This is a genomic window from Thermostichus sp. MS-CIW-25, assembly GCF_054060015.1.
On sequence record NZ_JBSSCS010000012.1, the window covers coordinates 33,772 to 48,765 of the forward strand.

Consider the following 14,994-nt stretch of genomic DNA (forward strand, 5'->3'; position numbering starts at 1 on the left):
TACGACGGGGAAACCATCATGACGACTGGGAAAGGATCTGTTGCGCTGGTGCGATCAGAGGTTCGTCGGCGGTCACAGGTTCTGGGAACGCAGGTGATCAGCCAGGGCAACGCAGCCCGGCTTGGGGTAGTCAGCGAAGTTTGGGCGGATCTGGAAGCCAAGCAGGTTCTGGTGCTGGGGGTGTTGGAGAAAGCCCTTGCCGGATCCCCCCGTTTGATGGAGCTGCGGCAAGTAACAGCGTTGGGTCAGGATGCAGTTCTTGTCCCCAGCGAAGAAGTTTTCGATAACTTGGATTTGGAGGGCCTGAGTCGCGTGGTTGGCAGCGAGGTGGTAACCGAAGAAGGGATCCGCCTCGGCAAAGTTAAGGATTTTGAGTTCAACTCCGTCTCCGGCATCATCACGGGCTTGGTGCTCTCCAACCTTGGCCTCACCTTTTTACCCGGCTTCATCCTCAGCACCTATCTGCTCTCCACTGACGAGATTGTCTCTGTGGGCGGGGATCGCCTTATTGTTGCCGATGGCGCTGAGACCCGCCTAACCCAACTGGCCAAGGGGATTTTGGAAACCCTGGGAATCGGCAAGCCCCCTTGGGAAGCCGGAGTTAGCCCTGCTCCTGCCCTGCCCAGTGCTGTCGAGAGTTCCGCCGTCGAGGAAGATTACGAAGAAGAATACGACGAGGAATACGAAGCCGAAGAAGAAGACGTTTACGCAGAAGAAGAGCCTGAACCTGAGCCGCAGCCTGTGCGTCCACGCCCGCCTGAGCCCGCACCCGCCCCCGAACAACCGGCTTGGGAACAGGAGTATGCCAAAGAAGAGGCCCCTCCTTCTGAGTCTGCCCCTCCTCCTTCCAGCTCCACTCCTGTGGATGGTGATCCCTGGGAAGATAAGGCCGGGGAGCCCACTTGAGTTGCCGGGCTTGTATCAACTCCCCTTTCCCCTCAGGGAAGTGGCTGGGGGTGGTCGCGTCAGCCGAGAGTACGGTCGTTCCCCCTGATGTCAGGGCTGCTTCTTGCGTCAATCCCCAGCTGTTTTCTTCCAAGGGGTGAAGGGATCCCCCATCTGTCTATCCCGGCAGGGCAGGATCGGCTTCGGCCAAGAAGCGCAAAGCCACCGACAAAAAGGTCTGCGGCGCTTCAATGTGCGGAAAAGCAGCCCCCGGCAATCGGTAAATCGGCACCTCCGGGCGCAAGGTGCGATATCGCTCTGCCTGTTCTGGGCCGGTGAGGCGGTTCTGTTCTCCCCAGACCAGAACCATGGGCTTGGTCACCACGCGAAAGTCGTCTTCGATGGGCAAGTTGAGCTTGCCGGTGAGAAAAGAACGGGGGGCAAATTGAGCCCCCGCTTGGTGAGCTGCCCGGTAATAGTAGTCCACCACCCCATCATCCAGGGCGTAGCTGGGGGAGCATGACTCTAGTCAATAATAAGCTCAACTATACTGAAAATAATGTATAATATGTTCAGTACGGATTACTACCAGTTGATCTTTCTGTTTACTTTCGAGTCTGCCAACAGGGTAGCCAAAGCAAAGCAGAAAATTGGTAGTAAGACGACACGGAAACTGCGCTTTGGGTATTCTACTCAAAGCTTTGCGGGATACCGCCATTCTGGTTGGAAACAAACAGAATGCTATCGCTGCATAGTTGAACAGTGATGTTCAGCAGTGTTCAGCGTAAATGTATCAGAACAAGCTCTGCTCTGTAAACAAGCGTACACTCCAGGGGGCGGTGATGCCGTTGTAGAAGGCCAACCCCAGAACGGGCAGGCTGAGGAATCCATAGGCAATCTGGGCCAAAGGGATCCCAAGGGCATCGGGGATGAGGCTGTTGTCTCCCAGAGGGGCGATGAGCAGCAGCTTCTGCCAATGGTGGGGCTGTAGGCGGGCCGAGCGCAGCACAAACCCTGCCGAGAGGGAATTGGCAATGACGTGACACGGTCGCCCGATCACCTGCTGGACAAAATCCCCGATCATCTCGGCATAGAGGCTGCCGGTGTACTTCAAATCTGGACGTTCTGAGTTGCCCCACCCTAACAAATCCAGAGCATAGACTTGATGGTGCTGCCCCAGCTCCGCCATAATGGCACGAAACTCATAGCTGGAGGAGCCTGCCCCAATGCCGTGCACCAACAACAACGGCTGGCCGGATCCCATGACCTTGTAAAACAGGCGATGGCCGCGCCAGAAGTGATGCCTTTCCTCTCCCGGCAGCAGGCTCTGCAGAGGCTGAGTTTGGGAAGAGATCCAAGCGTTGAAAACGGCTAGAGCACCCAACCCGCCGACAGTAGTCCAGAGCCCGATCTTGAGAACTTGGCTCAGCTCTTTCATCCTCAGCAGCCCAGCTAGGGAACCTACTTTTTCTTAAGGCGGTAGGTGATGCGCCCTTTGTTGAGGTCATAGGGGCTCAGCTCCACCTTAACCCGGTCGCCGGGCAAGATCTTGATGTAGTTGCGGCGAATTTTGCCGGAGATATGAGCGAGCACGTTGAAGCCGTTGTCCAGATCCACTCGGAACATGGCGTTGGGCAGGGATTCCGTAACAACCCCCTCCATTTCAATGGCATCTTCCTTAGACAATGAGCCCTCCCAAAAACGACATAACAAACAACAGAACAATCCACAGCCGCGACGACACGCGCTGTTAAGAAATGAAAATATACTCCATCTCTTCTATCCTAACCGTTGCAGTCCTTCATCAGGGGATCCCTTAGGACTGAAAAGGCGTGCGATCGGTCAAAATTTCTGCTCCAGACTCGGTGACCAAGACCGTGTGCTCAAACTGAGCTGACCAAGAGCCATCTACTGTGACCACCGTCCATTGGTCTGGCAACACTCGGGTTGCCTCTCCCCCCGCATTCACCATCGGCTCAATGGCCACTGTCATGCCGGAGCGCAGCTTGGGATTGGGCAGATCGCGGGTGCGATAGTTGGGAAACTGCGGCTCCTCGTGCAGGTTGCGCCCCACCCCGTGACCAACATACTGCTTCACCACAGAATAGCCCCGCCCCTCGATGTAATCTTCAATGGCACCCGAGACATCCTGAAGCCAAACGCCGTGGCGCACACAGTCGATGCCCGTCTGCAGGGCTTTGGCCGCAGTATCGATCAGATCCCGAGCTGCGTCGCTCAGGGGTTCCAGGCCGATGGTGATACAGGAATCCGCATGCCAGCCCTCGACGATGGCACCAAAATCCACTTTGACCACATCTCCCGGCTGCACCACTTTACGGGGACTGGGGATCCCGTGCACCACCTCATGGTTGACACTGACACAGACGCAGGCGGGAAAGCCGTAGTAGCCCTTGAAACTGGGCAAAGCATTAAGTTGGGCCACCCGTCTCTCGGCATAGGCATCGATATCTGCCGTGGTCCAGCCCGGCTCTAGGCGCTCCGCGATCTCCTGCAATACTTGGGCCACCACCCGACCGGCCCGCCGCATTTTCTCCACTTCGCGGCGAGATTTGATCTCGATGAGCTGCATACCCCGCCGCTGGGAGGGATTTCCAGCTCTTGCTCTGATCACGCCGTCCTCCTGAAGCCTTCCAAAAGAGCCTGCAGATGTTCCTGTACGGATTCCACCGGCTGGTTGCCGTTGACCCGCTGCAAGCGCCCCTTGGCCTCATAAAAATCAATTAGGGGAGCCGTCTGCTGCCGATAGACCTCCAGACGCTTGAGAATCACCGACCGATCCGCATCATCGCTGCGCCCCTGTTCCTTGCCCCGGGCCAGCAGCCGGGCCACCACCACCTCATCCGGCACCTCCAAGTTGAGGACGTAGTCATAATCTTGGCCCAGCTCTTGCAGCAGCTCTTCCAAGGCCTCTGCCTGGGCTAAGGTGCGAGGAAATCCATCTAGGATCCAGCCCTGCTCTGGAGATTGCTGCAACTGCCCCTTCACCATTCCGATCAGCACCTCGTCGGGCACCAGCTCTCCCGCATCCATGTAAACCTTGGCCTGGCACCCCAGGGGCGTTTGGGCTTTCACCTCGGCCCGCAACAGATCGCCTGTGGAAATTTTGGGCGTGTGGTAAATGGCCGCCAGCCGCTCCGCCTGTGTACCTTTGCCCGCCCCCGGCGGCCCCAGAAAGATCAACCTCGGCACTACTGTTTGACCATCCCTTCGTAGCGTTGTGAGATGACATAAGTCTGGATCTGCTTGGAGGTCTCGATCGCCACCCCCACCAAAATCAGTAGCGAGGTCGCCCCCAAACCTTGGAAAGTGGTGATGCCGGTTGCCCGTTCCACCGTCGTCGGGATGATGGCCACCGCGCACAGGAACAAAGCCCCCAGCAGCGTCAGGCGGTTGAGGATCCCTTCGACATACTCGGCAGTGGCCTTGCCCGGGCGTACCCCTGGAATGCTGGCCCCCATCTTCTTCAAGTTTTGAGCCAGATCCACCGGGTTGATGAGCAAAGAGGCGTAGAAGTAGCTGAAGAAGAGGATCAGCACGAAATAAAAAGGAATGTAGAACCAGGAGGTGGGGGATAGGAAGTTGGCCACTTGCACCAAAGTCAGGTTTTGGGTGTACTGGGCCAGGGCCAGAGGCAGGGACATCACCGAGTAGGCAAAGATGATCGGCATCACCCCCCCTTGGTTTAGCCTCAGGGGCAGATAGCTTTTCTGCTCGCGGAACAGCTTGTTGCCCACCTGGCGCTTGGCGTAGACGATAGGGATCTTGCGGCTGCCTTCTTGGACAAAGACAATGCCGACAATGGTGGCCAAAAAGATTGCCAGCAACAGCAAGATGCCACCGATGGTGCTGCTATCGGCACGGGCCAGGCTAATAGTCTGTCCGAGGGCACGGGGCAGAGTGGCAACAATGTTGACGAAGATCAAGAGCGAAGGGCCACTTCCCACCCCTTTCTCCGTGATCATCTCTCCCAGCCACATCACAAACAGGGATCCCGCCGCCAGAGCCAGGGTGGTGGAGGCCATGAAGGCCAACTCATTGGTGGTACTGGCAAACTCCCGCACCCAAAAGGAAATGCCAATGCCCTGGATGATGGCCCAAACCAAGGTGACATAGCGGGTGTACTGAGAAATCTGCCGCCGCCCCTGTTCTCCCTCGTTTTTCTGCAGGTTCTCCAAGGCTGGAATGGCCGAGACCAGCAACTGCATGATAATTGAGGCATTGATGAAGGGCAGGATCCCAAGGGCGAAAATTCCCAAAGCAGAAATCCCCCCGCCGGAGAAGACATCCAGCAAGCCAAACACAGGGCTGTTGGCAGCTTCGGCAGCAAAGCGGGCCCGATCGATACTGGGAATGGGGATGTAAATGCCCAGTCTGACCAACAGCAGCAAGCCCAAGGTGAGAAACAGACGGCTGCGCAGGCCAGAGGCCATAGCCATCTGCATAAAGGTCTCTTGGGCAGAGGGGGCGGAACCTCGTGTGTCAACCATAGGGAAGAGAATCTCGCGGGAGCAAAAGGTAAGGTGAGCTATCTACCACTCTACGCTGCCGGTGGTGCAGTCGGCAAAATCAAAGTAAATCCAGAGAAAGTGCAACTCAGCAACTTCCCACAGAAGCCGGCCAGAGCAGCGGGAAGGGGCGGTCTAGGATCCCAAGATTTCCACCCGACCTCCGGCTGCCTCGATCTTGGCTTTGGCTGAAGCGGTAATAGCCGCCGCCCTGATCGTCAGGGGCACGCTGACTTCCCCATCCCCCAAGATCTTCAGCGGGCCATCGTTGGTGGTGACGATCCCTCGTTCCATCAGGCTTTCCAGGCTGACCTCGCTGCCGGCAGGCAGATCCGCCAAGGCGCGCAGGTTGACCAGGGTGTATTCCAGACGCCGCGTGTAGCGGGGGAAATGCTTAAGCTTGGGCAAACGCCGGTAGAGGGGAGTCTGCCCCCCTTCAAAGCCGGGTCGTGTACCACCCCCCTTGCGGGCCTTTTGCCCCCGCATCCCCTTGCCACAGGAGGCCCCCTGCCCGGCAGAAACGCCACGACCTAGCCGCCGCCGCCGCCGCGTCGAACCTGCTTGAGGCCGAATGTCTTCCAGTCGCATGTCTACCTCTAGCTCACTTGCTCAATATCACCTGTCCATCACTTGCCAAGTAGGCGGCGCACATCGATGTCTCGGTCTTGGGCCACCTGCTTAAAGGTACGCATCCGCCGCAGCGCATCGATGGTAGCACGGGCATTGTTGAGGGGGTTGCTGGATCCCAGTTGCTTGGCCAAGCTGTTGCGTACTCCTGCCAGCTCCAGAACGGTGCGGACTGCCCCCCCTGCGATGACGCCTGTGCCGGGAGCTGCTGGCATGACCAAGACGGTGGCACCGCCGCCTGCCCCCTGCATGGGATGGGGTACGGACAAACCTTTGGTGAGGGGCACCTCAATGAGGTGCTTTTTACCGTCCACAACCCCCTTGCGTACTGCTCCAATCACGTCGTTGGCTTTGCCTACGCCAACCCCGACTTGGCCGCGCTCGTTGCCGACCACCACCACAGCGCGGAAGCTCAACTTCTTGCCGCCCTTGACCACCTTGGTGACGCGGCGAATCTGGATGACCCGCTCTTGCCACTCGGTGGGTTGCTCTTCGCGGTTTTTTTTGCTTCTGCGACGTTCCCTCTGCTCAGCCATGTGCTATGTCCTCAGTAGCTAGAACTGTAACCCTGCTTCTCGGGCAGCTTCTGCCAAAGCCTGAACGCGCCCGTGATAGAGCTTGCCCCCCCGATCGAAAACCACGCGGGAAATGCCCATCTGTAAGGCTCGTTCGGCAACTGAGCGGCCCACCAAGGCAGCCGCTTCTTGAGTAGCCGTCCCGGTTTCTTTGAATTTTTCGCGCAGCTCCCTGTCCAAGGTGGAGGCGGAGGCTAAGGTATGCTGGGCTACATCGTCGATCACCTGGGCGTAGATGTGTCGATGGGAGCGAAACACGGCCAGGCGAGGCCGCTCGGCAGTGCCGAAGACTTTGCGGCGAATGCGTCGATGACGACGTTGGGTGGTGATTTTGCGGCTGGTTTTCATAGGACTCCGTCCCGCTTTCGCAATGGGCTATTTACTTCTTCGCTTTCCCGGATTTACCCGCCTTGCGGCGAACTTGTTCCCCTAGATAACGGATCCCTTTCCCCTTGTAGGGCTCTGGGGGCCGGACGGCTCGGATGCGGGCGGCAGTATTGCCCACCAGTTCTTTATCTGTGCCTGAGACAACAATGATGTTGTTTCCCTCAACGGCAATTTGGATGCCGGGGGGAAAGGGGATCTCCACAGGGTGACTGTAGCCGACGTTCAAAACCAACTTGCTGCCTTGGATGGCAGCCCGGTAGCCCACGCCCACCAATTCCAGCCGCCGCTCAAATCCCTTGGATACTCCATCGACCATGTTGGCGACCAAGGTGCGGCAGAGGCCGTGGAGTTGGCGGGCAGGCCGAGAATCGTTGAGACGGCTGACCGTGAGCATCTGAGCGTTTTGCTGGACTGTGATCAAGGGCGGCAAACTGCGGGACAGTTGACCTTTCGGGCCTTTCACTGCAATGTGTTGGCCGTCGATCTGGATCTCCACCTTGGCAGGAAGGGCGATGGGGCGTCTACCGATACGGGACATGGGAAAAACTCCTGACCAGAGAAAACTTAAGGTCTAGTAGACAAGACAGAGGACTTCACCACCAATGCCCTGCTTACGAGCCTCCCGGTCGGTCATGATGCCGTTGGAGGTGGAGATGATGGCGATCCCAATTCCTCCCAGCACTCGGGGCAGCTCTTTGTGGTTGCGGTAAACCCGCAGGCCGGGTCGGCTCACCCGCTTTAAGCCATTGATGATGGGCCTGCAGTTGCGGCCTTTGCCTTTGTACTTCAATCGCAACACCACCCGGGCTTGGATCCCTTCTCCCTCCTCTTTCCATTCGCTGACAAACCCTTCCTCATGAAGAACGCGAGCGATGCTGCGGGTCATGCGGGTGGCCGGAACTGCCACCGACTCGTGCCGAGCCATGGTGGCATTGCGAATGCGGGTGAGCATATCGGCGATCGTGTCGTTGGTGTGGGCCATCAGTGCTCCTCGGAAGATCAATCAAGGAAACTCAGGGTGGGCAAAGCTAAGAGGCAAAGGGCATGCCAAACGCTTTGAGCAGGGCACGGCCCTCTTCGTCGGTTTTAGCAGTGGTCACAATTGAAATATCCATACCTCGCAACTGATCTACAGAGTCATAGTTGATTTCGGGAAAAATCAGTTGTTCGCGGATGCCCAGGGTGTAGTTGCCTCGTCCATCAAAGGCTTTGGGGCTGACGCCGCGGAAGTCACGGATACGGGGCAGAGCAATGTTGATCAGGCGATCCAAAAACGCATACATGCGCTCCCGCCGTAGGGTTACCATCAGGCCAACCGGCATGCCCTTGCGAATCTTGAAGCTGGCAATTGCCTTTTTGGCGCGGGTGATCACCGGACGCTGACCGGTGATGGCGCTGATCTCGGCAATGGAAGATTCCAGAGCCTTGGCATTTTGGGAAGCTTCCCCCAAGCCGCGGTTGATCACGATCTTCTCCAGGCGGGGCACCTGATGGATGTTGGTGTAGCCCAACTCCTTTTGCAGCTTGGGGACGATGACGGTGTTGTAGAGGATTTGCAGACGTTGGGGCATGGTGGCTTCTCCTTGCGGCTCTGGGCTGGGTCAGAGCCAAACCAATGATGGAAAGGGATCAAAAGCTTAGTCGAGAATCTCACCCGTTTTCTTAAGGACGCGAACCTTGCGACCATCGGCGGTGATTTGATAGCCGATGCGGCTGGCCACTTCCTGCTTCTTGGAATAGGCCATCACTTTGCAGACGGGAATGGGGGCTTCCTTGGTCTCAATCCGGCCACTTTCCCCTTCTCGCTGAGGTTTGCGGTGGTAGGTAACAATGTTAACCCCTTCCACCAAAACCATGTTGCGTTCGGGAAAGACCCGCAGCACCTCGCCGATTTTGCCTTTGTCATCGCCGGAGATCACCTGCACGGTATCCCCTTGCTTGATACGCATTTTGTAGCGCAGGCTGTTGCGGTGCTTGCGAATGCCCGGTCGCCGAACTAAGCGCCGAATTTGGCTGGGTTTGAGGGGGCGAACCATCAGAGTACCTCCGGGGCAAGGGAGATGATCTTGGTGAAGTTTTTCTCCCGCAGCTCACGGGCTACAGGGCCGAAAACACGAGTTCCACGGGGGTTGCCGTCGTTGTTGATGATCACGGCGGCGTTGTCGTCGAAGCGGATGCACATGCCGTCAGGGCGACGTACCGTATCGACGGTGCGGATAACAACGGCCTTGACAACATCGGATTTTTTGACGGGCATGTTGGGCAGGGCATCCTTGACGACGCCGATGATCACGTCGCCCAAGCTGGCGTAGCGACGGCCACTGCTGCCCAGCACGCGAATGCACATCATTTTGCGGGCGCCTGTGTTGTCGGCCACCGTCAGCATGGTTTGCTGCTGAATCATAGTTTCTTCACCTCCCTCAGGATTTCGGCAACTTGCCAACGCTTGGTGCGGCTGAGGGGACGGGTTTCCGTGATGCGCACCAGATCCCCTTCTTGACAGCGGTTTTCCTCGTCGTGGGCCTTAAACTTCTTGGTCTTGACGACGATCTTGCCGTACTTCGGGTGAGCAACTCGATTTTCCACAGCAACAACCACCGTTTTTTGCATCTTGTTGCTGACAACAATGCCAATCTTCTCCCGAACAGCCATTACTCCTCCTTGGTTGGGCGTTTGCCCCGCTTACGCTCTCCCTCCACAGTTAGTAGTTGCGCCAGCTTGTGTTTGCGCAGCCGGATGAGATGGGGCTGGTTCAACTGCCGCGTGGCCTGCTGCAAACGCAGCTCAAACAGCTCTTTCTTGACGGCGTAGATTTCGTTGCTCAGCTCTTCGTCCGATAAAGCACGGGCATCAGCAATTTTGGGCATGGGCATGGCTGAACTCTCCTCATACACTGCTGGTGGCCACCTCTGAAGCCGTTGCCTGGGCGGGCTCTGGCTTTTCAAAGTCGGCTTTGGTTACAAACTTGACCTTAATGGGCAGCTTCTGGGCGGCAAGGCGCATGGCCTCGCGGGCGATGGGCTCTGCCACTCCCCCCATTTCGAAGAGGATACGGCCCGGCTTGACGACACAAACCCAGTACTCAGGGTTGCCTTTGCCGGATCCCATGCGGGTTTCAGCAGCTCGCTGAGTAACGGGCTTGTCGGGAAAGATGCGAATCCAGATTTGGCCACCCCGCCGAACATAGCGGGTCATGGCCCGACGGCTGGCCTCGATCTGTCGAGCTGTAATCCAGGCGGGTTCTAGGGCCACAAGGCCGTATTCCCCAAAGTTGATGCGGTTGCCACGGGTCGCTTTGCCTTTCATGCGCCCGCGCTGTTGCTTGCGGTACTTGGTGCGTTTGGGGCTTAACATGGCCGTTCCTTAAGTCAACTGCGATAGGGATCCCTGGACGTTCCGGTGTTGGCCCTCAGGCCTCCTGAGCCGAGCGATCTTCAAAGGTGGGCCGCCGCCGCTGCTGCCGACGTTTGGGCTGTTGCAGGGGAAACTTCTGTTCGTGGCGTTCCTGCCCGGGCAGAACTTCCCCTTTGAAGACCCAGACCTTGACCCCGATGATGCCGAAAGTGGTGTGGGCGAGGTGCTCGGCGTAGTCGATGTCGGCCCGCAAAGTATGCAAAGGGATCCGCCCCTCCCGCGTCCATTCGGTGCGGGCAATCTCGGCCCCGTTGAGACGCCCGGCAATTTGGATTTTGATCCCTTGTACGCCTGCCCGCTGGGCCCGTTGGATTACCTGGCGCACGATGCGGCGAAAAGCAATCCGCCGTTCCAACTGTTGGGCGATATTTTCCGCCAGCAAGGTCGCTTCGGCGTCGGCACGGGTGACCTCTACTACATTGATGCGAATGGTTCGTTCGCCGCCACCTCGTGAACCAGGGCTTTGTCCCGCTAGCGCGGACAGCTCTTTCTGTAGACCTTGGCGCAAAGTCTCTAGGCCGGATCCGCCCCGACCCACAACTACCCCAGGGCGAGCAGCGCGGATCTCTAGGTCAATTTGATCTGCTTTGCGTTCAATTTGGATATCGGCCAAGCCAGCACTGCTCAATTGCTGGGTCAGGTAGGTGCGAATCTGATCATCCTCCTGTAACAGGGCTGGATAGCGGGCTGGATCGGCAAACCAGCGGCTGCGATGTTCTTTAATCACGCCGAGGCGGAAACCGGTGGGGTGGATCTTCTGTCCCATGGTGGTTAAGGGGTAGAGGTCTGGGAATACGGAAGGTTAGGAAGCTGTCACCACTTCAGCTCCTATGGGCCGGACGGCGATGGTGATGTGACAGGTGCGCTTGCGAATGGGGTAGGCCCGCCCTTGGGCGCGGGGGCGAAACCGTTTCAGGACGGGCCCCTGATCAGCATAGGCCTGGCTGATCACTAGATCCCGGGGATCCAAGCCGTTGTTGTGCTCTGCGTTGGCCACCGCCGAGCGCAGCACCTTACGAACCGGCTCACAGGCAGCGTAGGGCATGAACTCCAAAAGAATCAGGGCATCGGCATAGGTGCGCCCGCGGATCTGATCCAACACCCGCCGCACTTTAAAGGGGGACATGCGGATATAGCGGGCTACCGCTTTAACCTCAGGGGATGAATCGGCCATGGCCCTCTCCTTGCCTACTCGATACTTTCCTGTTCGTTATTCCTCTCAACGGCGAGCGGCTTTTTTGTCGCTCCCCGCGTGGCCACGGAAGGTACGGGTGGGGACAAATTCCCCCAGCTTGTGACCCACCATCTGGTCAGTGATGTAGATGGGCACATGTTGCTTGCCGTTGTGAACGGCGATGGTGTGGCCGATCATGACCGGCAAGATGGTGCTGGCCCGCGACCAGGTCTTGATCATGTGCTTCTCGTTGCGCTCGTTCATCTTCTCCACCTTGAGAAGCAGCTTGGCATCCACAAAGGGGCCTTTTTTCAGCGAACGTCCCATAAGAACCTCAACTGTTTGACAAGCAATGACCATCGAAGAAGCTTCAGGAAGCGCATGGCCAGACGGCTATTGGGCAGCCCTTCCGCCCTTGTCCCGGCGGCCCCCGCGACGGCGACCGCGCACGATGAATTTGTTGCTGGGCTTGTTGCGTTTGCGGGTCTTGTACCCCAGGGTGGGCTTGCCCCAAGGGGTGACAGGGGTACTGCGGCCTATGGGGGCTCGCCCTTCCCCGCCGCCATGGGGATGATCCACAGGGTTCATCACCGAGCCACGCACCTTGGGACGGCGCCCCAACCAACGGCTACGACCCGCCTTGCCCAGGCTGATGTTGTTGTGGTCAACGTTGCCCAGTTGGCCGATGGTGGCGTAGCACTCGCCGCGGATCATGCGGACTTCGCCGGAGGGCAGCTTGAGGGAGACATATTTGCCTTCTCTGGCCACCACTTGAGCGCCAGCCCCGGCAGCGCGAACCATCTGCCCGCCGCGACCGGGATACAGCTCCACATTGTGAACCACCGTTCCCAAGGGGATCCGCTCCAGGGGCATGGCATTGCCGATCTCAAAGGGGGCCTCTGGCCCGGCCATGATGGTGGCTCCCACCTGTAGGTTGCGGGGAGCGAGGATGTAGCGTTTCTCGCCGTCTTCGTATTCCACCAGGCAGATGTGGGCGCTACGGTTGGGATCGTACTCCACAGTTTTGACGGTCCCCGGGATCCCCCGCTTGTCGCGACGGAAGTCGATGATGCGGTAAAGCCGCTTGTGGCCACCACCGCGGTGCCGGCAGGTGATGACGCCACGGTTGTTGCGCCCTTTCTTGCGGTGAATAAATTGCAGCAGCGACTTTTCCGGTCTGGGCCGCTTGCCGTTCTCGTCACGGGACAGCTCCTCGAAGTCAGAGACCGTCATGTGACGGGTGCTGGGGGTGTAAGGTCGGAGAGTACGAATGCCCATGGCTCGGGTAGGGGTGGGGGATGGGATGACAACAACTCAAAAAGGGGGGTTAGGTGTCCGGGAAGAGGGTGATGGAATCTCCCTCCGCCAAGGTCACGATGGCTCGCTTGGGACGGGTGCGGTAGCCCACAAAGCGGCCCACCCGCCGTTGCTTGCGCGGGAGCTTCAGGGTGTTGACGGAAGTAACTCGCACGCGGAACATTTCTTCGACGGCAGCTCGGATGAGCGGCTTGGTGGCGGTGGGCAGCACTTCAAAGACATATTTGCGCTGCTCCATCAAGGCGGTTGCCTTTTCGGTGATGACGGGGCGCAACAGGACGTCGGCCAGGATCCGCTTGCTCTCAGTCATCGCTTTCCTCCTCTGCTGGGGCTGCTTCGGCCTCTTCTACCGTTGACGGCTCTACTCCTTGAGCCAGTTCTTCTGCTTGATCTTGGGGCTCTTCGGTTTGCTCTTCTGGCCCCTGCGGATCTGCTGGACGTCCTTGGAGGGCAGCTTGGTTTTCCTGGGCCTCAGGTTGGGCTGGGGTTTGCTCTGCTTCCTCGTGTTCGCTTTCTGGAACGGCCTGATCTTCCGGCCCATCTCCGGGCAGGGCCTGATCTTCGGCTATGTCGGCCTGAGGTGCATCCTCAGAGGGCCTCTCCAGAACTGCCGGCGCAGCGTCGGATCCCCAACGGGCCTTGAGCTGCTCTAGGGCAGAAACGGTGATCAGCACCCAATCGACGTTGAGCAGATCGAAAACGTTGATCTGATCCAGGCCGATCAGCTTAACGCGGGCGATGTTGCGCACGGCCCGCTCTACGGCTTCCGAGCGTTCGGCAACGATGAGCAGAGCCGATTGATCTTCCATCACCCCCCAGCGCAGCAAAGCCTGGGCCACAGCACGGGTTTTGGGCGGGTTGAGCTGCTCCTGGAAATCCTCCACGACGATCAGGTCTTCCACCCGACTTTGCAGAGCGGTGCGCAGGGCCAGTTGCCGTTCTTTGCGGTTCATGGCCAGGTTGTATTCCCGCTTGCGGGGGCCGAAGATCACCCCCCCTTTGCGCCAAAGTGGGGAGCGGATGGAGCCGGCACGGGCCCGACCGGTGCCTTTCTGCTTCCAAGGCTTGCGACCGCCGCCGCGCACCTCAGCTCGGGTCTTGGTGTGGGCGTTGCCCTGACGAGCATTGGTCATCTGCCGGCGCAGTGCCAGATAGAGGATGTGGGCGGCTGTTTCGGGACGAGCAACTTTAAGGCTCAGCTCCGCGCTGCCCACCGTTTCCCCTTGCCAATTTTTCACCACACAACTTGCCATGGTTCCCTCGTCTTTGCGGATGCCGGTCAACCTTGGTTTCACCCAGGGATCCCTCCCCTAACGCTTGTTGCCCACCTGCTTGGCAGGGGTGATCTCCAGCAGCCCTCCTTCTACGCCGGGCACGCAGCCCTTAATCACCAACAGATCCCGCTCTGGATCCACCTGCACCAACTGCAATTTGCGGGTGGTGACTCGGCCACCTCCCAACCGCCCCGCCATGCGCATCCCCGGAAACACGCGGCCTGGGGTTGTACCGGCGCCAATGGAGCCCGGTCGGCGGTGGTTTTTGGAGCCGTGGGACATGGGGCCACGACCGAAGTGGTGGCGCTTTTGATAGCCGGCAAACCCTCGCCCGATGGAGGTACCTGCCACATCCACCAATTGGCCAGGGGAGAACATCTCAACGGTAATTTTCTGCCCCAATTGGTAAGCTTCCGGCTGGTCAACGCGAAACTCCCGCAGGTGGCGAAGCAGCTCCGTCACCCCCGCTTTGCTGAGGTGACCCCGCTGCGCCCGCGTGAGATGTTTTTCAGCGGTGGGCAAGTAGCCCAACTGAATGGCGTTGTAGCCATCTGTGGCTTGAGTTTTGATCTGGGTCACGGTGCAAGGCCCTGCCTGTACGACAGTGACCGGAATGGCCAGCCCTTCTGGAGAGAAGATCTGGGTCATGCCGACTTTTCTTCCAAGGATGCCAAGTGCCACGAGAACCTCCAATCGAGCCTGCACGACTCGTTTTCATCAACTCAGAGCTGGCTCACCCCAACAACCAGCCAGCCATGCGCAAAGCGGGCCGTAGGCCAATGGCTCAGTCAGCCAGATGCATAGACGTACAGCAA

At 58.6% G+C, this 14,994-nt stretch carries 25 protein-coding genes; 1 reads left to right on the forward strand and 24 read right to left on the reverse strand.

What is annotated here, in order from left to right; genetic code table 11:
• Positions 1-18: 18 nt before the first annotated feature.
• Complete coding sequence (locus ACVWZ1_RS06315; RefSeq protein ID WP_457502879.1) at positions 19-906, forward strand: PRC-barrel domain-containing protein; 888 nt, start codon at positions 19-21, stop codon at positions 904-906.
• A 157-nt stretch (positions 907-1,063) separates the two neighbouring features.
• On the opposite strand, the gene ACVWZ1_RS06320 is transcribed toward ACVWZ1_RS06315, so the two are convergent.
• From ACVWZ1_RS06320 to rplC, 24 genes are all read right to left on the reverse strand, one after another.
• The gene (locus tag ACVWZ1_RS06320) at positions 1,064-1,372 is read right to left on the reverse strand and encodes an alpha/beta fold hydrolase (RefSeq protein WP_457443856.1); all 309 of its coding nucleotides are present in this window, start codon (positions 1,370-1,372) and stop codon (positions 1,064-1,066) included.
• A 306-nt stretch (positions 1,373-1,678) separates the two neighbouring features.
• Positions 1,679-2,323: an alpha/beta fold hydrolase gene (locus tag ACVWZ1_RS06325; RefSeq protein WP_414374542.1), complete on the reverse strand. Its 645-nt coding sequence runs from the start codon at positions 2,321-2,323 to the stop codon at positions 1,679-1,681.
• Between the two features lie 23 nt (positions 2,324-2,346).
• On the reverse strand, positions 2,347-2,571 hold the full coding sequence (gene infA, locus ACVWZ1_RS06330) for a translation initiation factor IF-1 (RefSeq protein ID WP_011434173.1): 225 nt from the start codon (positions 2,569-2,571) through the stop codon (positions 2,347-2,349).
• Positions 2,572-2,701: 130 nt separating this feature from the next.
• Complete coding sequence (map, locus tag ACVWZ1_RS06335; RefSeq protein ID WP_011434172.1) at positions 2,702-3,475, reverse strand: type I methionyl aminopeptidase; 774 nt, start codon at positions 3,473-3,475, stop codon at positions 2,702-2,704.
• Positions 3,476-3,513: 38 nt separating this feature from the next.
• Positions 3,514-4,095 (reverse strand): adenylate kinase, encoded by a 582-nt coding sequence (locus ACVWZ1_RS06340; RefSeq protein ID WP_414328926.1) that lies wholly within the window; start codon positions 4,093-4,095, stop codon positions 3,514-3,516.
• Positions 4,095-5,393 (reverse strand): preprotein translocase subunit SecY, encoded by a 1,299-nt coding sequence (gene secY, locus ACVWZ1_RS06345; RefSeq protein ID WP_457502880.1) that lies wholly within the window; start codon positions 5,391-5,393, stop codon positions 4,095-4,097. Before secY ends, ACVWZ1_RS06340 begins: the two co-directional genes overlap by 1 nt.
• Before the next feature lie 153 nt (positions 5,394-5,546).
• Positions 5,547-5,999, reverse strand: coding sequence for a 50S ribosomal protein L15 (gene rplO, locus ACVWZ1_RS06350; RefSeq protein ID WP_414349592.1), 453 nt, complete (start codon positions 5,997-5,999; stop codon positions 5,547-5,549).
• A gap of 38 nt (positions 6,000-6,037) precedes the next feature.
• Complete coding sequence (gene rpsE / locus ACVWZ1_RS06355; RefSeq protein WP_011434168.1) at positions 6,038-6,574, reverse strand: 30S ribosomal protein S5; 537 nt, start codon at positions 6,572-6,574, stop codon at positions 6,038-6,040.
• 18 nt (positions 6,575-6,592) lie between these two features.
• Positions 6,593-6,961 carry a 50S ribosomal protein L18 gene (gene rplR / locus ACVWZ1_RS06360; RefSeq protein WP_011434167.1) on the reverse strand — a complete coding sequence of 123 codons (369 nt, stop codon included), beginning with the start codon at positions 6,959-6,961 and terminating at the stop codon, positions 6,593-6,595.
• 31 nt (positions 6,962-6,992) lie between these two features.
• Complete coding sequence (gene rplF / locus ACVWZ1_RS06365; protein ID WP_011434166.1) at positions 6,993-7,538, reverse strand: 50S ribosomal protein L6; 546 nt, start codon at positions 7,536-7,538, stop codon at positions 6,993-6,995.
• 33 nt (positions 7,539-7,571) lie between these two features.
• On the reverse strand, positions 7,572-7,982 hold the full coding sequence (rpsH, locus tag ACVWZ1_RS06370; protein WP_011434165.1) for a 30S ribosomal protein S8: 411 nt from the start codon (positions 7,980-7,982) through the stop codon (positions 7,572-7,574).
• Positions 7,983-8,028: 46 nt separating this feature from the next.
• Positions 8,029-8,571 (reverse strand): 50S ribosomal protein L5, encoded by a 543-nt coding sequence (rplE, locus tag ACVWZ1_RS06375; RefSeq protein ID WP_414355946.1) that lies wholly within the window; start codon positions 8,569-8,571, stop codon positions 8,029-8,031.
• 66 nt (positions 8,572-8,637) lie between these two features.
• Positions 8,638-9,036, reverse strand: a complete 399-nt coding sequence (gene rplX, locus ACVWZ1_RS06380; protein ID WP_011434163.1) for a 50S ribosomal protein L24 — start codon at positions 9,034-9,036, stop codon at positions 8,638-8,640.
• The gene (rplN, locus tag ACVWZ1_RS06385; RefSeq protein WP_011434162.1) at positions 9,036-9,404 is read right to left on the reverse strand and encodes a 50S ribosomal protein L14; all 369 of its coding nucleotides are present in this window, start codon (positions 9,402-9,404) and stop codon (positions 9,036-9,038) included. The genes rplX and rplN overlap by 1 nt, the downstream gene beginning before the upstream one ends.
• Complete coding sequence (rpsQ, locus tag ACVWZ1_RS06390; protein WP_011434161.1) at positions 9,401-9,652, reverse strand: 30S ribosomal protein S17; 252 nt, start codon at positions 9,650-9,652, stop codon at positions 9,401-9,403. Before rpsQ ends, rplN begins: the two co-directional genes overlap by 4 nt.
• Positions 9,652-9,873 carry a 50S ribosomal protein L29 gene (gene rpmC, locus ACVWZ1_RS06395; protein ID WP_011434160.1) on the reverse strand — a complete coding sequence of 74 codons (222 nt, stop codon included), beginning with the start codon at positions 9,871-9,873 and terminating at the stop codon, positions 9,652-9,654. The genes rpsQ and rpmC overlap by 1 nt, the downstream gene beginning before the upstream one ends.
• 13 nt (positions 9,874-9,886) lie before the next feature.
• Positions 9,887-10,354, reverse strand: a complete 468-nt coding sequence (rplP, locus tag ACVWZ1_RS06400; protein ID WP_011434159.1) for a 50S ribosomal protein L16 — start codon at positions 10,352-10,354, stop codon at positions 9,887-9,889.
• 55 nt (positions 10,355-10,409) lie between these two features.
• Positions 10,410-11,180, reverse strand: a complete 771-nt coding sequence (gene rpsC / locus ACVWZ1_RS06405) for a 30S ribosomal protein S3 (protein ID WP_457393083.1) — start codon at positions 11,178-11,180, stop codon at positions 10,410-10,412.
• A 36-nt stretch (positions 11,181-11,216) separates the two neighbouring features.
• Positions 11,217-11,588, reverse strand: coding sequence for a 50S ribosomal protein L22 (rplV, locus tag ACVWZ1_RS06410; protein WP_414355949.1), 372 nt, complete (start codon positions 11,586-11,588; stop codon positions 11,217-11,219).
• A gap of 45 nt (positions 11,589-11,633) precedes the next feature.
• Positions 11,634-11,915: a 30S ribosomal protein S19 gene (gene rpsS, locus ACVWZ1_RS06415; RefSeq protein ID WP_414331934.1), complete on the reverse strand. Its 282-nt coding sequence runs from the start codon at positions 11,913-11,915 to the stop codon at positions 11,634-11,636.
• Positions 11,916-11,981: 66 nt separating this feature from the next.
• Positions 11,982-12,866: a 50S ribosomal protein L2 gene (gene rplB / locus ACVWZ1_RS06420; RefSeq protein ID WP_457502882.1), complete on the reverse strand. Its 885-nt coding sequence runs from the start codon at positions 12,864-12,866 to the stop codon at positions 11,982-11,984.
• A 49-nt stretch (positions 12,867-12,915) separates the two neighbouring features.
• Positions 12,916-13,215, reverse strand: coding sequence for a 50S ribosomal protein L23 (locus ACVWZ1_RS06425; RefSeq protein WP_414330452.1), 300 nt, complete (start codon positions 13,213-13,215; stop codon positions 12,916-12,918).
• Positions 13,208-14,200, reverse strand: coding sequence for a 50S ribosomal protein L4 (gene rplD, locus ACVWZ1_RS06430; protein ID WP_457502883.1), 993 nt, complete (start codon positions 14,198-14,200; stop codon positions 13,208-13,210). Before rplD ends, ACVWZ1_RS06425 begins: the two co-directional genes overlap by 8 nt.
• Positions 14,201-14,215: 15 nt before the next feature.
• Positions 14,216-14,860 carry a 50S ribosomal protein L3 gene (gene rplC / locus ACVWZ1_RS06435; protein WP_414522658.1) on the reverse strand — a complete coding sequence of 215 codons (645 nt, stop codon included), beginning with the start codon at positions 14,858-14,860 and terminating at the stop codon, positions 14,216-14,218.
• Between the last annotated feature and the right edge of the window lie 134 nt (positions 14,861-14,994).

Coding starts and splice junctions, on each gene's coding strand:
- ACVWZ1_RS06315 (WP_457502879.1), top strand. CDS start 19: ATGACGACTGGGAAAGGATCTGTTGCGCTGGTGCGATCAGAGGTTCGT.
- ACVWZ1_RS06325 (WP_414374542.1), bottom strand. CDS start 2,323: ATGAAAGAGCTGAGCCAAGTTCTCAAGATCGGGCTCTGGACTACTGTC.
- map (WP_011434172.1), bottom strand. CDS start 3,475: ATGCAGCTCATCGAGATCAAATCTCGCCGCGAAGTGGAGAAAATGCGG.
- secY (WP_457502880.1), bottom strand. CDS start 5,393: ATGGTTGACACACGAGGTTCCGCCCCCTCTGCCCAAGAGACCTTTATG.
- rplO (WP_414349592.1), bottom strand. CDS start 5,999: ATGCGACTGGAAGACATTCGGCCTCAAGCAGGTTCGACGCGGCGGCGG.
- rpsE (WP_011434168.1), bottom strand. CDS start 6,574: ATGGCTGAGCAGAGGGAACGTCGCAGAAGCAAAAAAAACCGCGAAGAG.
- rplR (WP_011434167.1), bottom strand. CDS start 6,961: ATGAAAACCAGCCGCAAAATCACCACCCAACGTCGTCATCGACGCATT.
- rplF (WP_011434166.1), bottom strand. CDS start 7,538: ATGTCCCGTATCGGTAGACGCCCCATCGCCCTTCCTGCCAAGGTGGAG.
- rpsH (WP_011434165.1), bottom strand. CDS start 7,982: ATGGCCCACACCAACGACACGATCGCCGATATGCTCACCCGCATTCGC.
- rplE (WP_414355946.1), bottom strand. CDS start 8,571: ATGCCCCAACGTCTGCAAATCCTCTACAACACCGTCATCGTCCCCAAG.
- rplX (WP_011434163.1), bottom strand. CDS start 9,036: ATGGTTCGCCCCCTCAAACCCAGCCAAATTCGGCGCTTAGTTCGGCGA.
- rplN (WP_011434162.1), bottom strand. CDS start 9,404: ATGATTCAGCAGCAAACCATGCTGACGGTGGCCGACAACACAGGCGCC.
- rpsQ (WP_011434161.1), bottom strand. CDS start 9,652: ATGGCTGTTCGGGAGAAGATTGGCATTGTTGTCAGCAACAAGATGCAA.
- rpmC (WP_011434160.1), bottom strand. CDS start 9,873: ATGCCCATGCCCAAAATTGCTGATGCCCGTGCTTTATCGGACGAAGAG.
- rplP (WP_011434159.1), bottom strand. CDS start 10,354: ATGTTAAGCCCCAAACGCACCAAGTACCGCAAGCAACAGCGCGGGCGC.
- rpsC (WP_457393083.1), bottom strand. CDS start 11,180: ATGGGACAGAAGATCCACCCCACCGGTTTCCGCCTCGGCGTGATTAAA.
- rplV (WP_414355949.1), bottom strand. CDS start 11,588: ATGGCCGATTCATCCCCTGAGGTTAAAGCGGTAGCCCGCTATATCCGC.
- rpsS (WP_414331934.1), bottom strand. CDS start 11,915: ATGGGACGTTCGCTGAAAAAAGGCCCCTTTGTGGATGCCAAGCTGCTT.
- rplB (WP_457502882.1), bottom strand. CDS start 12,866: ATGGGCATTCGTACTCTCCGACCTTACACCCCCAGCACCCGTCACATG.
- ACVWZ1_RS06425 (WP_414330452.1), bottom strand. CDS start 13,215: ATGACTGAGAGCAAGCGGATCCTGGCCGACGTCCTGTTGCGCCCCGTC.